The following is a 14,718-nucleotide window of genomic DNA, read 5'->3' as shown; positions in this document are numbered from 1 at the left end:
CCATTCCGGCCGAGGCTCTCGTCGTCTCATCGCCTCGGGTCAGCCCTGACCCCCGCGCCTCAGCTCCGTCGGCGTCGAGCCACGTCGCCGAGCACGATGAGCCCGCCGGCCGCGACGGCGATGCCCGCCGCGAAGCCGAACCAGGAGACATCGGCGCCGCCCGTCGCGGGCAGCGTCGACGCCGACGGCGTGGACGTCGGACCGCCCTCGTCGCCGCCCTCGTCGGGGTCGGTCGGTGTCGGCGTGGGGGTGACGGTGGGCGTCGGGGTGGGCGTCGGCGTCGTCGTGCCGGTGTCAGTGGGCGTCGGCGTCACATCCGACGCCGCGATGCAGGTCAGCTCGGCTGAAAAGGGGAAGTCGTGCACCTCGCGCGGCGAGCCGACGGGGGCGATGACCGGGATGCCGTGCACGAAGTTCGCGGCGATGACGTTGCCCGAGATGTTGCTCGAGCTGCGCCAGTTGACCGTCGCGCGGGGCGCGTAGATCGTGCCGTTGAGGCTGTCGCCCCCGTTCACGACGACGGACGTGGCATCCACGAAGTTGTACAGGATCGACCGTGCGTCGGGCTCGCCGATGCCGGCTGACTGCGGCAGCGTGCCGACGAAGCCCGAGCCCGTGATGTTGACGAGCAGCGGAGTGTTCGCGTCGGGCGGCGTCGTGAAGGTGACCGACTCGAGGTTCTCGAGCTCCGCCGTGGTGAGGTTGAGCACGTTCGTCTGGCCGGTCGTGAGAGTGATCCGCGCGTTCGCGCCCGGGAGGATCGGCCGGGGAAGCGGCGTCCCGTCGTCGCGGTTCTGCAGCTCGACCGTCTGCGTGCACGTGCCGAGGGTCGTGGATGCCTCGCGGTACAGCGTGTATGCGGCGCCGATGTCGATGAGTCCGGCCGGCACGGGCGCCTCGATCGAGGCGGGCGACTGCTGGCTCGTGCCCTCGATGCGGGGCACGCTGTTGTAGCCGGCGCCGGGCTGGACGATCTGATAGTTGACCGCCGCGTTGTTGGTGTCGCGGTTGAAGGCGTCGAAAGTGGTCCCGTCGGCGACCTTGGCGTAGCCGTTGCCGAGCACCTTCAGCACGGTGGGTCCGCCGGTCCAGTCGATGCCGCCGCCGACGTAGAGCGAGACGAACTCGGACTCGCCGGGCACCGTGAAGGTGGGTCGCGGGCTCATCACGTTGTAGCTCGCACCGAACAGCAGATCCCCGCCGAGCGCGAGCGTGCCCTCCGCCTCGTCGGCGTTGAGCTGCACGTCGTTCTCGATGAAGATCAGGAAGTCGCTGTTGGCGTTGTGGCCGTCGACCTGCTGGCCCATGGGCTCGGTCACCGGGTTGAAGGGGCCGATCGTGTCGCCCGGAGCCGCGGAGGCCCCGATGGAGGCGGTCATCGTGACGATTCCCACGGCGACGGCGGCGATTCCACTCACGGTGGCCAGGCGCGTCTTGTCGGTCCCCATGCGACTCATCCTGCCGTACGGAAACCGGACACGGCCATCCGAAACACGATGTTCATCCCGGGAGCGCTCCCATGCTCCGCCTCGGGGATCGGTTCCCTTCAGCCCGAGCGGGTTGCGCCGAGCCGCTCGGCGAAGGCGTCGTGGAGGGCGTCGCGGACGGCGCGGATGCCGGCGCGGGACGCCGACGATCGCCGCACCGCCGCGAAGATCTCGCGCCGCGGATCGCCGGGGAGCGGATGCAGCCGCACGGTCGGCTCCTGGCCGGCCCACACCAGGTCGGGCAGGAGGCCCGCGGCGTGCCCGCCGGCGATGAGTCGGATGTGCGCGGTGAGGTCGGCGAGCTCGAACCGGACATCCGGCTCGAAGCCGGCAGCCCGGCACTGCTGCACCGCCCACTGTCGCGCGGCGGTGCCGCCCGGCTCCATGACCCACGGGCGGTCACGAAGCTCGGGAAGCGTCGTCGCGGGATCGTCCGGAGCGACCGCGAGGCGAATGGGATCCCCGCCCAGCAGATCGCGCTCGAGCCCGGCACGATGGGCCCGCGTATGACCGGGATACTGCTCCGCCACGACGAGGTCGTAGCCTCGCGCCGACAGCTCGAACAGCCCCTCTTCGGGCGGCATCTCGGCGATCTCGACGCGCAGCGCGGGCTCGCGCTCGGCCAGCAGCGAGAGCGCCCGGGGGAGGATCGCCTGCGCCGCCGTCTGCATGACCGCGACGCGCACGGGAGCGACGCCGGGCTCGAGAGCTTCGAGCTCGCCGCGGATCTGCTCCTCGAGCTCGAGGGCGCGAGCCGCGTGCGCTGCGAGAGCCAGTCCGTGCTCGGTGAGCCGCACGCGGCGCCCGTCGGGGACGAGCAGCGGCACGCCCGCGTCCTTCTCGAGCTGCGCGAGCTGCTGGGAGATCGTCGAGGGGCTGTAGGCGAGCGCTTCCGCGACCGCCGCGAGCGTGCCGCGCAGGGCGAGCTCGTGCAGCAGACGCAGACGGCGCAGCTCGAACACCGGCATCCCCAATTCATCGATGAAAGTGAGCGGTACTGATCATAGTCAGTCGCTTTTCATGAACGATCCGATGACGGATGCTGGAAGCATGCCGTCGACACCGCTGCCGTCCGCGCCCGCTGACACCCTCGCCGATCGCGCCATCGAGCTCGCCCGCCGATGGGTGCACGAGGCGTCCGACGCGGAGGTCGACCCGTCGGCCGAGCGCCTCGCCGGCGTGCTGAAGGACCCCAACGGGCTGCCCTTCACGATCGGATTCGTCGACGGCGTCATGCGACCCGAGAGCCTCTCGGCCGCGGCATCCAATCTCAGTCGTGTCGCCCCGCTCGTGCCGGAGTTCCTGCCGTGGTATCTGCAGGGAGCGGTGCGCGTGGGCGGGGCCGTGGCGCCCGTGCTGCCGTCGCCCGTCGTGCCGATCGCCCGCCGCGTTCTGCGCGAGATGGTCGGGCACCTCGTGGTCGACGCGCGCCCCGACAAGCTGGGACCCGCGATCGCGACACTGCGGGAGAGCGGCGCGCGCCTCAATCTCAACCTCCTCGGCGAAGCGGTGCTCGGTGAGCGCGAAGCGCTGCGGCGACTCGAGGGCATCCACGAGCTGGTGCGCCGGCCGGACGTCGACTACGTCTCGGTCAAGGTGTCGGCGATCGCGAGCCACATCTCGATGTGGGCGTTCGACGAGGTCGTCGCCAAGGTCGTCGAGCGGCTGCTGCCCCTCTACCTGACGGCCGCGACCGATCGGACGTTCGTCAACCTCGACATGGAGGAGTACCGCGACCTCGACCTCACGATCGCGGTGTTCACGCGCATCCTCGACGACCCGCGTCTGCGCGACCTCGAGGCGGGCATCGTGCTGCAGGCCTACCTTCCCGACGCGCTCGGCGCCCTCGACCGGCTCACCGAGTGGTCGCAGGCGCGCGTCGCGGCGGGCGGCGCTCGCATCAAGGTGCGGCTCGTGAAGGGCGCGAACCTCGCGATGGAGCGGGTGGATGCCGTCATGCACGGCTGGTCGCTCGCGACCTACGGCACGAAGCTCGACTCGGACGCGAACTACGTCCGGTGCCTCGACGCCGCGCTGCAGCCCGAGCGCACGGCTGCCGTGCGCATCGGCGTCGCGGGTCACAACCTCTTCGACATCGCCTACGCCTGGCTCCTCGCGGGGGAGCGGGACGTGCGGGGCCCTTCGACAGGCGCAGGGCAGGCGTTCGGTCTGCCTGACGGCAGCCCGAACGTGGAGTTCGAGATGCTCCTCGGGATGGCGCAGGGCCAGGTCGAGGCCGTCACGCGCGAGGTCGGTCACGTGCTCCTCTACGTCCCCGTCGTGCGCCCGGACGAATTCGACGTCGCGATCAGCTACCTCGTGCGGCGCCTCGAGGAGAACGCGTCGAGCGACAACTTCCTCTCGGCCGCCTTCGATCTCGCCGACGACGAGTCGATGTTCGACCGGGAGCGGGACCGCTTCCTCGCCTCGCTCGAGCGCGCGCACGACCCGTCGCTGCACACCGGGCCGAACCGCACGCAGGACCGGACGGCCGAGGCGCCTGAGCCTGGACCGCGCGCGGCCGGGCGGCTCGTGCGCGAGGGCGCACCCGACGACGAGTCGGGGCTGACGCAGGCCGTCATCGGCATCGCGCGGACGGCCGCCTCCGACGACGAGGTCATGCCCGATGTGGACGCCCTCGAGCCGAGCATCGAGTCGCAGCTGTTCGGCGGCCAGGCCTTCGTCGAGACCGCCGTGTTCTCGCCGCGCGAATCGGGCACGCGCGCGACGGGCGCCCCCGGCTTCCGCAACGCGGCCGACACCGACCCGGCCCTCCCCGCAAATCGCGAGTGGGCCCGAGGCATCCTGTCCCGGATCGACGTCTCGACCGCCGGCGACGAGACGATCGGCGCGGCCCGGGTGACCGACTCCGACACCCTCGAGAGCATCGTCGCGACGGTTCGGGATGCCGCGACCGCGTGGGGTGCGAAGCCCGCGGCCGACCGCTCGGCCGTCCTCCTCGCCGCCGCCCGCGCCCTCGAGGCGCGTCGCGGGGAGCTCATCGAGGTCGCCGCCTCCGAGACCGGCAAGGTCTTCGCCGAGGCCGACGTCGAGGTCAGCGAAGCCGTCGACTTCGCGAACTACTACGCGGCGACGGCGCGGGAGCTCGACCGCGTGAGCGGCGCCGTGTTCGTTCCGGCTCGCCTGACGGTCGTCACCCCGCCGTGGAACTTCCCCGTCGCGATCCCCGCGGGAGGTGTGCTCGCCGCGCTCGCCGCCGGCTCGGGCGTCGTCTTCAAGCCCGCCCCGCAGGCCCGCCGCTGTGCGGCCGTCGTGGCCGAGGCGCTGTGGGAGGCGGGCGTCCCGCGCGACGTGCTCGCGCTCGTCGACATCGACGAGGGCGCGCTGGGGCAGCAGCTCGTGTCGCACCCCGATGTCGACCGGGTCATCCTCACGGGCTCGTGGGAGACCGCGGCGCTCTTCCGGTCGTGGCGGCCGGAGCTGCCGCTCCTCGCCGAGACGAGCGGCAAGAACGCGATGATCGTCATGCCCTCCGCCGACCTCGACCTCGCGGCATCCGACCTCATCAAAAGCGCGTTCGGACACGCGGGCCAGAAGTGCTCGGCGGCGTCGCTCGCGATCCTCGTCGGGCCGGTCGGGCGCTCCAAGCGGTTCGCGCGTCAGCTCGTCGACGCGACGGCATCGCTGCGGGTCGGGCCCCCGGCGGATCCGCTGTCGGAGGTGGGCCCCGTCATCGAGGTGCCGCAGGGCAAGCTCGAATGGGCGCTCACGACCCTCGAAGAGGGCGAGGAGTGGCTCGTCGAGCCGACCCTCCGACAGGCTCAGGGACCGGAGGGGGTCGGACCCGAGTACGCGGGGAGGCTGTGGACTCCGGGCATCCGCACGGGCGTGCACCCCGGATCCCGCTTCCACCGTGAGGAGTTCTTCGGGCCCGTCCTCGGGGTCATGCACGCGTCGTCGCTCGCGCAGGCGATCGAGCTGCAGAACGCCGTCGCCTACGGCCTCACCGCGGGGCTGTACACGCAGAACCCGTCCGACCTGGCGCTCTGGCTCGACCGCGTCGAGGCGGGCAACCTCTACGTCAACCGCGGCATCACGGGCGCCATCGTGCAGCGCCAGCCGTTCGGCGGCTGGAAGCGCTCGTCGGTCGGCCCGGGCACGAAGGCGGGCGGGCCGAACTACCTCATCGGCCTGGGCTCGTGGCGCGCCTCGACCGGGGCGACCGCCTCCAAGACGCTGCACCTGCGGGGGCTCGACTCCCGCATCACCGACCTCATCGAGGCGGCGCAGCCGTCGCTGGACTACGACTCGTTCGAGTGGCTCCGGCGCTCCGCACTGTCGGACGCGATCGCGTGGGACCGCGAGTTCGGTCAGGTGAAGGACGTGTCGCACCTGGCGGTGGAGCGGAACCTGTTCCGCTACCGGCCGATCTCGCAGGTCGCGATCCGGGCGACGAAGGATGCCCCGTGGCGGGCGCTCCTGCGGGTCGCGGTCGCGGGCATCCGGTCGGGCGCCGGTCTGACGATCAGCGCGCCCGTCGGGCTTCCCGCGCCCGTGCGCCGGGCGCTCTCCGACCAGCACGTGCCGGTGTTCGTCGAGAGCGACGAGCAGTGGATCGAGCGGATGAGGCACCCCGCCGAAGACGCGGTGCGTCCGGCTCGCGTGCGCCTGCTCGGTGCGCCGGACTCGGTCGCGGCCCTCCACCGCCGCCTCGCGGAGGCCGTCGCGGGCGATCCCGACCTCGCGGTGTACGACAACGACGTGACGACCGCCGGGCGCCTGGAGCTGCTGCCCTTCCTCCACGAGCAGTCGATCACGATCACGGCGCACCGCTTCGGAAACCCCGACCACTGGTCGGACGAAGTCATCTGATCCGGGTGATCGGCGCGGGGTGCCGCTGTCACGCCAGCCGCGTCTTTCGCTAACGTGTCGCCCAGTGAGTGGGGGACTCGCTGGTCACGCCGAGTGAAAGGGACGCACCATGGCGGAGACAGCCGCGCCGCAGCCGGAAGGCGATGCCAAGGGCCGGAGCGCCAGATTCTGGGTGCTCGCGATCATCATCGGAATCGCGATCATCGTCGCTGCCGTGCTGATCTACAACGCCTCGATGGCGGCGTTCACGGCGACGACCAACACCGGCGGCAGCTCGTTCTCGACGGGCGAGATCAGCCTCAGCAACGACAGTGAAGGGCAGTCGGTCTTCACGGCGAGCGATCTGACGCCCGGTGATAAGGACACACAGGACATCGTCGTCACCTACGCGGGTGGAAACATCGCATCCGAGGTGCGGCTGTACGCCAACGCCGATGCGACGGATCAGAGCCTGGCCGACCACATCGACCTCACGATCACGTCCTCGGGCCAGCCCGCCTCACCGGCACAGTGGACGGGCACACTCGCGGAGTTCCAGGCGCTGACCGACTTTTCGCAGGGCATCCTCCCCGTCGTCCTGACCGACGCTCAGAAGCAGACCTACACCGTCGCCTACACCGTCGATGACCAGGCGCCGCAGGGAGCATCCGCCGACGTGACCTTCATCTGGGAGGCGCAGAGCCAGTGATCCGGCTCGCGTGACACTGGAGAAGCCGCTCACCGCCGCCCCCGGGTGGCATGGTCGGCCGATCGAAGAGCTTCCGTGGGCGGTGCTGATCCGCGTGGCCGTGTGCCGCGGGCTGGTCTGCATGATCATCACCCTCCTCGTCGCCGCCTTCGTCCCCCGGCCGTTCGGATTCATCGGCACGACGATCGTGACGGGGTCGATGACGCCCTCGATCCAGCCCGGCGACGTCGCGCTCGTCTTCCCCCTCGAGGAGTACGGCCTGGGGCAGGTCATCCTCTTCCCGAACCCCGCCCATCCCCAGCAGCAGATCATGCACCGGATCGTCGAGATCCAGCCAGACGGATTCCTCATCACCAAGGGGGACGCCAACAGGATGCGGGACTCGACGCCCGTCGACCCGGCGACGGTGATCGGCGTCGGGCGGATCCTCGTGCCGGCGATCGGACTGCCCATCGTCTGGGCGGCGAACGGCTTCTTCGTGCTCGTCGTGATGAGCGTGCTCCTCCTCGCCTTGCTGATCCGTGGAACTCTCGCGATCGAGTTCTTCCCCTCGACGAGGAAACGCGAGGGCGTGCGCATCGCCGTCGAGAGCGGGGCGATCCTCGCCATGCTCATCGTCGCGTCGGTGATCGTCGTGGTGGGCGTCGCGCGATCGTCTCACGCGGCCTTCATCGACCGTTCGATAGCGCTCGGATCGTGGGCGATGGCGACAGGCCCCACCCCTACTCCATCCCCGACCGCGCCGTTACCGACCGGGTCGCTCAAATTCGACTACTACCAATTCAGCTGGGTCTACGGGGACGGAGGGAGTGTCACGGCTCTCAGCGCCAGCACCGCCGTCGCTCGATCCGAAGGGTCCGGAACTGTCCCGGAGATCGGACTGAGCGTCACGATCGACAACCACGACGGGCGGTACCTCGTCGGTGCGGATCCCGTGCTCGACGCGATCTCGGTCGGCTGGGCCTCGGATGGCCCAGGGGTGGCGAGCGGGACGGATATCGTCTACGAATTCACGTGGACCGGCTCACTCGCCCCGTACGCCTCGACCCCCAATCTCAAAGCCACGGTCCCGCTGTCTGCGCCTCTCCCGGGAGCGCCGACCGACGATCGGCCATGGACTCTGGTCGCCTCAGCAGACGGCCTGGCGCCAGCCGTCCAGACCGGCGGATCGATCGACTTCGAAGGTGGACAGCCCGCTCCTCGGCAATGACTCAGCGTGAATTACAACGTTGAAGATTTCCCTTGACACGACTCTCCGCTTTTCGCCACGATGGGTCGCGGGAAGGATTTACGACGTTGTAAATCGCGCCGCACCATGCGATCCGCACACGACGTGACCCTCCGTCAGTGATGAGGGGCGACCCTCTGCAACGCGAGTCCACCGCGCATGTCAATGTGCACACGACGCAGTGAGGAACAGATCGAATGAGTGTGAAGGAACTGAAGCGACGAGGGCATGCGCGCCCTCGTCGTACGCTGGCGGCCGTCGTCGCCGTCGCAGCGGTAGCGGGGGCCACCTTGGTCGCGGCGACACCCGCGACCGCGGCGGGAAGCGACTCATGGGTCTCGATGCCGGCCAACGCCGGCGGAGTCGACGATGTCTACCGCTTCACGGTGCCGAACTCGGCCATCCAGCCGGCGACGGGCATCACCGGCAGCGTCGTCGCGGTCGAGGGCAACTTCGCCCCCGGCAAGACGTGGACCACCTTGAACATGGGCCTGAGCGGCGGGAACTGGACGTCGACGCTCGGACCACTCGAGCCCGGCCTGTACTACTACCAGTACTCGGCGCGCCCGGCCTGGAACCAGGACGCGATCGCATTCCGCAACCCGGCGAGCCCGCAGGAGGTCACGTCGAAGCCGACGTGGAGCACGCTGTTCGTCGACGGGCCCGGGGCCGAATGGCTCGCCGACAACCCCCACGGAGGAGCGCTGCAGGACCTCACCTACCGCAGCAAGGTCACCGAGACGGATCGCTCCGCACTGGTGTGGACGCCTCCGGGCTATGACGCGAACCGTGCCGAGCCGTACCCCGTGCTCTACCTCCTGCCGGACGAGGGACAGAGCTATCGCGAGTGGGTCGAACTCGGACGCCTGAAGCAGATCCTCGACAACCTGACGGTCGACGGGGATGCCGAGCCGATGGTCGTGGTCATGGCCGACGGCGAGTCTGCCGACATCCGCGGCGAGGTGGTCAAGAGCCTCGTTCCCACGGCGGAGAAGGCGCTCAACATCTCGCGCGCCGCCGAGGATCACGCGATCGCAGGCATCGGGCGAGGGGCCGCGCAGGCGTTCAGCATCCTGGCCAAATCCACGAAGGAGTTCGCGAACGTCGGCTCCTTCTCGGGCGAGTTCGACGAGCCCATCAGCAAGGGCAAGGCGAAGCAAATCAACGCCGAGACCGACATGATCCGCCTGTACGTCGGCAACGTCACCGACCCGAGCTACAACTCCACGGTCGATCTGACCGGCACGCTCGGCGCAGCCGGCATCGAGTTCCAGTCCGACGGCTCCGACCCGGAGACCGGCGGCACGTGGGACACGTGGCAGAAGAACCTGCACGACTTCGCCCAGCGCGTCTTCCAGACGCCCGCAGACATCGGGCCGAGTGAGGGTCACCTCGCGCTCGAGCCGCATTCGCTCCCGGCGCCGGGCACGACCCCGACGCCGTGGATCGACGAGAACGGCGTCGTGACCTTCGAGACGGGCCCCGAGTTCGCGAACGCGAACAACGTGACGGTCTGGGGCAACTTCGGGCCGGCCGGCAGCTGGCCGCGCACGCCGATGACGAAGCAGCCCGACGGGCGCTGGCGCCTGACGATGCCGGTCGAGGCGGGGTCGTACTACTACAAGTTCGTCGTGGAGGGATCGGACCGCAAGGACACCACGAACCCGACGACCGTCCTCTCGGAGCCGAACTGGAGCACGTTCCAGGTGCCCGGCGACGACACGCTCCGCGGCGAGTACACCACCCCGGTGGCGCCCGCGTCGCGCGGCAAGGTCGAGGTCATGGAATACACGAGCAGCGCGAGCGGCAACCCCACTCGTCAGGCCTACGTGTGGACGCCCCCGGGCTACGACCCCGACCGCGCCGAGGCCTACCCGGTGTTCTACCTCCAGCATGGCGGTGGCCAGACGTGGACGGACTGGATCGAGGTCGGCTTCGCCGCCCAGATCCTGGACAACCACTACCTGAAGGGCGACATCGTCCCGATGGTGGTCGTGATGGCCAACGGCAACGGCGTGAACTTCCCCAACGAGATCACGCAGCGCATTACCGTCGCGGCAGAGGCCCAGTACAACGTCAGCAGCGCTCCCGAGGACCGCGCCCTGGCGGGCCTCTCGATGGGATCGCAGGCGGCGCTGAGCACGCTGTACACCTTCCCCGGCCAGTTCGCCTACATCGGGGCCATGTCGGCGTTCACCAATCCTCCCGCCAACGCGAATGTCGCGGCGATCAACGAGGGCACGAAGCTCCTGCGCATCTACTCGGGTGACATCCAGGACTTCACCTATCCGAACACGCTGAGCCTCATCAGCGCGCTGAACACCCGCGGGATCGACCACGAGTTCGCTCCGATCATCCCCGGCCCGCACAGCTGGGACGTGTGGCAGAAGGCGTTGATCGATCTGCTGCCGCGCCTGTTCAAGGGCTGATGCCCTAGGGGGCACCGCAGAGCGACACCGTCGTCGACATCGGCGACGGTGTCGCTCCGTCGTTCGAGGGGCCGGCCTCCCGGGCCGGCATCGCATCGCGATGGATGCCGCGGGCCGACGAGCCGGCGGAGGGCCGGGCGGTGCTAGTCGTCGTCGGTGCTCGTGAACCCGGTCGATTCGCGCTTGACGATCCGGAAGTCGGGCTTGAACGTCTCGGGGGGCCGACGCTCGCCCTTCTCGTTGATGCGCTCGATGAGCCGGTCGACCGCGATACGTGCGATCTCGTCCCGCCCCGTGTCGACCGTCGACATCGACGGGACGGAGTACTTGCTCTCGTCGATGTTGTCGAAGCCGATGACGGCGACGTCGTCGGGGACGCGGCGTCCCTCCTCGCGGAGCGCACGCAGCACGCCGAGGCCGAGCGTGTCGTTGAGGGCGAAGACCGCGTCGAACTCGACGCCCTCCTCGATCATGAGGTGGATCGCCGTCGCGCCGCCGGCGCGGTTCCACTGCGACATCGGCGTCGGCCGGACGAGCGACTCGTCGTGCTCGATTCCCGCCTCCTCGAGCGCCTTGAGATAGCCGTGCAGGCGCAGGTTCGCCGAGCTCGCCTCGTTCCTGATCCGGAAGTCCGCGCCGACGAGGGCGATGCGACGCCGGCCGATCTCGAGCAGGTGCTCGACGGCGGCCTGCGACGACGACGTGTTGTGCATCGTGACGTGGTCGGTCGGCCCGCCGAAGATGCGCTCGCCGAGCAGCACGAGAGGGCTGTCGATCGCGAGTGCGTCGGCATCCCCCTGACCGAGGCCGACGGGACTGAAGAGCATGCCGTCCAGGAAGCGGGGCCGGCTGCTCGAGACGGCGCGCAGCTCCGACTCGCGCTGACCGCTCGTCTGCTCGACCATGACGCCGAGGCCGCGCTTCTCGGCGGCGCGGATGACCGAGTCGGCGAGCTCGGCGAAGTAGTTCTCCCGCAGCGAGGGGACGGCGAGGCCGATCACGCCCGTGCGTCCGGAGCGCAGGCCGCGCGCGGAGAGATTGGGGCGGTAGTCCAGCTGCTCGATCGCCTCGTTGACCCGATCCCGAGTGCCGGGCCGCACGTGCGGGTAGTCGTTGATGACGTTGGACACCGTCTTGATGGACACGCCGGCCACGCGTGCGACGTCATGCATCGTCGGTCCCATCGATGCTCCCGCCTGCCGTATGGAATCTCTGTACTCTACTGCCGCCGCGCGGTCACCGCCGACGCGCCTCGCACAGCGCATCATCGGCAGTCCCCACCCGAAATGCAACGTTGTAAACTGGTGTATGGTGCCGGTGTGAGCGTCATCGAGGACCCGGAATGCTGAGCGCCGACGACTGGCCGATCGCGGCCGCGATGCTCCCGCTCGGCGATGCCCACCCCACGACCGCATCGGGCGCTCCGGAGGAGCGCTGGCTGACGGACCTCATCGAGGTGAGCGACGCAGGCTTCACCGATGTCGATCTCACCGACTCGTGGACCCGCTACGGCGACCTCGACCCGCGGCAGGTCCAGTCGCTCCGGGAGTGCCTCCGCTCGGCGGGTCTCACGGCTGCGTCGCTCTCCGCGATCCGGCGGAGCGTGATCGACGAGCAGCACGGCGAGGATCATCTCGCCTACGCGCACCGGACGATCGACTTCGCTGCCGAGCTCGGAATCCCGGTCGTCTCGGTCGGGCTGCACCGGGCGCTCACTCCGGCCCAGCGCGAGCAGCTGTGGTTCTGGACGGTCGAGGGCCACCGCGACCCGTTCGGCGACGACGGCGCCTGGTCGCTCGCGGTGGATCGACTGCGCGAGCTCGGCCGCCACGCGGGAGAGGTCGGTCTCCTGCTCTCGCTCGAAATGTACGAGCACACGTTCCTCGGAACCTCGGAGTCATCCGTCCGCCTCGTCGAGGACATCGGGCTGGATGTCGTGGGACTCAATCCCGACATCGGCAACCTCATCCGCCTCCACGAGCCCGTCGAAGACTGGCGGGCCATCGCCGAGGCGACGATGCCGTACGCCAACTTCTGGCACGTCAAGAGCTACACACGCGACGAGGATGCCGCGGCCGGCCTGTTCTCCACGGTGCCGACCTCTCTCGAGCTCGGCGTCATCGACTACCGAGAGGCCGTCAAGATCGCGCTCCGCAGCGGATTTCAGGGCGTCATCTGCGTCGAGCACTACGGGGGAGACGGCCTGAGCGTCAGCGCGACGAACCGCGACTACCTGCGCGGGCGCGTGCTTCCGCGACGCGCGTACTCACTCGGCGAGAGCAGGGTGCGGCAGCCGAAGAGATCGGAGGATGCGCGATGACGAAGATCTTCGGCGATCCGGACGCGTTCGTCACGGACGCCCTCCGCGGCTTCGCACGGGCGCACGGCGACGAGGTCGCGGTCGTCGACGGCGGAGTCGTCCGCGCCGACCCGCTCGAATCCGGCAGAGTCGCCGTGCTTATCGGAGGCGGCTCGGGGCACTATCCCGCCTTCGCCGGCTACGTCGGCCCGGGACTCGCGGCGGGCGCCGTCTGCGGCAACATCTTCACGTCGCCCTCCACGGCACAGGCGATGCGCGTCGCGCACGCGGCCGACGCGGGCGGCGGCATCCTCTTCGCCTTCGGACGATATGCGGGCGACGTCATCCACTTCGGCGAGGCCGAGCGCCGACTGCGCGCGGAAGGGATCGACGCGCGCACCGTCCTCATCACGGACGACGTCGCGAGCGCCCCGGTGGAATCGGCGGAGGAGCGACGCGGCATCGCGGGGATCGTCTGCGTGTGGCACGTCGCCGGCGCCGCCGCGGATCGCGGCGACTCGCTCGACGAGGTGGAGCGCCTCGCCGCCCACGCCAACAGCCGAACGAGGAGCCACGGAGTCGCGTTCGCCGGCTGCACCCTTCCCGGGGCGGACCACGCCCTGTTCGAGGTGCCGGCGGGCCAGATGTCGATCGGTCTCGGGATCCACGGCGAGCCCGGCGTTCGCGACGTGCCGATGCAGTCCGCCCCCGAGCTCGCGGTCACCCTTGCGGCGCCGCTGCTCGAGGAGCGTCCGGACGGATGCCGGCGCGCAGCCGTCCTCGTGAACGGACTGGGCTCCGTCAAGTACGAGGAGCTGTATGTGCTCTTCGACTGCGTCGTCGAGCACCTCGAGGCCCACGACATCGAGGTCGTCGAGCCGCTGTGCGGCGAGTTCGTCACGAGCCTCGACATGGCGGGCGTCTCGCTCACGGTGATGTGGCTCGACGACGAGCTCGAGGAGCTGTGGAAGGCTCCGGCGTGGTCGCCAGCTCTGCGCAAGGGCACGGTCACGACAAGCGGCGGGCCGGCGGGCCGGCGCCTCGCGGGTGAACCGCGCGACACGCTGTCGGGGACGGCAGGAGCGGCGCCGGCGACCCGGGCGGCCATCGACGCGGCCGCCGTCGCGCGCCGGCTGCTCCGCAGCGCGCGCGAGGCCGTCGGAGCGGAGGCGGAAGCGCTCGGCGAGCTGGACGCCGTCGCGGGCGACGGCGATCACGGGATCGGGATGATGCGGGGTCTCACGGCGGCGGTCGATGCGGTGGATGCCGCCGCGCCGTCGACGGGGGTGCGCGAGCTGCTGCAGCTCGCGGGCGACACCTGGTCCGAGACCGCCGGCGGCACGTCCGGTGCGCTGTGGGGCGCCGCGCTGGCACAGGTCGGCGAATCACTGGGTTCGCCCGAGGCCTTCACGCCGGCCGATCTCGCCGAATCTGTCGCCGCCGCGACGTCGAGGGTCGCCGAGCTCGGCGGCGCGGCGCCCGGCGACAAGACGATGCTCGATGCGATGGTGCCCTTCGAGCAGGCTCTCGGTCGAGCCGTCGCCGCGGGCGCCGATCTCCGCACCGCGCTCGTCGACGCCGCAGCGGCCGCCCGCAGCGGAGCCGACGCGACATCGGCCATGACTCCGCGCCGCGGTCGCGCTCGGCCCCTCGCAGAGCGGAGCATCGGGCACCCCGACCCCGGCGCCACCTCGTTCTGGATCATCGCCGACGACATCGCCCGGACTGTCGCGGCATCCGACGAAGGGGAGTGA

The 14,718-nt window shown here is 70.2% G+C and carries 9 protein-coding genes; 6 read left to right on the top strand and 3 right to left on the bottom strand.

From position 1 onward, the window contains the following. Positions 1-59: 59 nt before the first annotated feature. Both AAIB33_RS14275 and AAIB33_RS14270 read right to left on the bottom strand, forming a co-directional pair. A complete protein-coding gene (locus AAIB33_RS14275) occupies positions 60-1,448 on the bottom strand; it encodes a collagen-binding domain-containing protein (protein WP_345800626.1) in 1,389 nt (462 codons plus the stop codon). A gap of 98 nt (positions 1,449-1,546) precedes the next feature. After that, positions 1,547-2,449 carry a LysR family transcriptional regulator gene (locus AAIB33_RS14270; RefSeq protein ID WP_345803442.1) on the bottom strand — a complete coding sequence of 301 codons (903 nt, stop codon included), beginning with the start codon at positions 2,447-2,449 and terminating at the stop codon, positions 1,547-1,549. 88 nt (positions 2,450-2,537) lie between these two features. On the opposite strand from AAIB33_RS14270, the gene AAIB33_RS14265 reads away from it, so the two are divergent. The 4 genes from AAIB33_RS14265 to AAIB33_RS14250 all read left to right on the top strand — a co-directional run bounded on the left by AAIB33_RS14265 (position 2,538) and on the right by AAIB33_RS14250 (position 10,665). Further along, on the top strand, positions 2,538-6,320 hold the full coding sequence (locus AAIB33_RS14265) for a bifunctional proline dehydrogenase/L-glutamate gamma-semialdehyde dehydrogenase (protein ID WP_345800625.1): 3,783 nt from the start codon (positions 2,538-2,540) through the stop codon (positions 6,318-6,320). Positions 6,321-6,429: 109 nt separating this feature from the next. Continuing rightward, the gene (locus AAIB33_RS14260) at positions 6,430-7,008 is read left to right on the top strand and encodes a hypothetical protein (RefSeq protein WP_345800624.1); all 579 of its coding nucleotides are present in this window, start codon (positions 6,430-6,432) and stop codon (positions 7,006-7,008) included. Positions 7,009-7,018: 10 nt separating this feature from the next. Next, a complete protein-coding gene (locus tag AAIB33_RS14255; RefSeq protein WP_345800623.1) occupies positions 7,019-8,218 on the top strand; it encodes a signal peptidase I in 1,200 nt (399 codons plus the stop codon). Between the two features lie 359 nt (positions 8,219-8,577). Then, the gene (locus AAIB33_RS14250; RefSeq protein ID WP_345800622.1) at positions 8,578-10,665 is read left to right on the top strand and encodes an alpha/beta hydrolase-fold protein; all 2,088 of its coding nucleotides are present in this window, start codon (positions 8,578-8,580) and stop codon (positions 10,663-10,665) included. A 143-nt stretch (positions 10,666-10,808) separates the two neighbouring features. Here AAIB33_RS14250 and AAIB33_RS14245 read toward each other — a convergent pair whose 3' ends face one another. Next, a complete protein-coding gene (locus AAIB33_RS14245; protein WP_345800621.1) occupies positions 10,809-11,837 on the bottom strand; it encodes a LacI family DNA-binding transcriptional regulator in 1,029 nt (342 codons plus the stop codon). Between the two features lie 170 nt (positions 11,838-12,007). Here AAIB33_RS14245 and AAIB33_RS14240 point away from each other — a divergent pair, with 170 nt between their 5' ends. Together AAIB33_RS14240 and AAIB33_RS14235 are read left to right on the top strand one after the other, a co-directional pair. Continuing rightward, a complete protein-coding gene (locus AAIB33_RS14240; protein ID WP_345800620.1) occupies positions 12,008-12,985 on the top strand; it encodes a sugar phosphate isomerase/epimerase family protein in 978 nt (325 codons plus the stop codon). Next, positions 12,982-14,718 (top strand): dihydroxyacetone kinase family protein, encoded by a 1,737-nt coding sequence (locus AAIB33_RS14235; RefSeq protein ID WP_345800619.1) that lies wholly within the window; start codon positions 12,982-12,984, stop codon positions 14,716-14,718. Before AAIB33_RS14240 ends, AAIB33_RS14235 begins: the two co-directional genes overlap by 4 nt.

This window comes from Microbacterium sp. AZCO, assembly GCF_039614715.1.
Lineage (GTDB): Bacteria > Actinomycetota > Actinomycetes > Actinomycetales > Microbacteriaceae > Microbacterium.
Note: the sequence above shows the minus strand (reverse complement) of the source record. Positions and strands in the feature narration are given on the sequence as shown.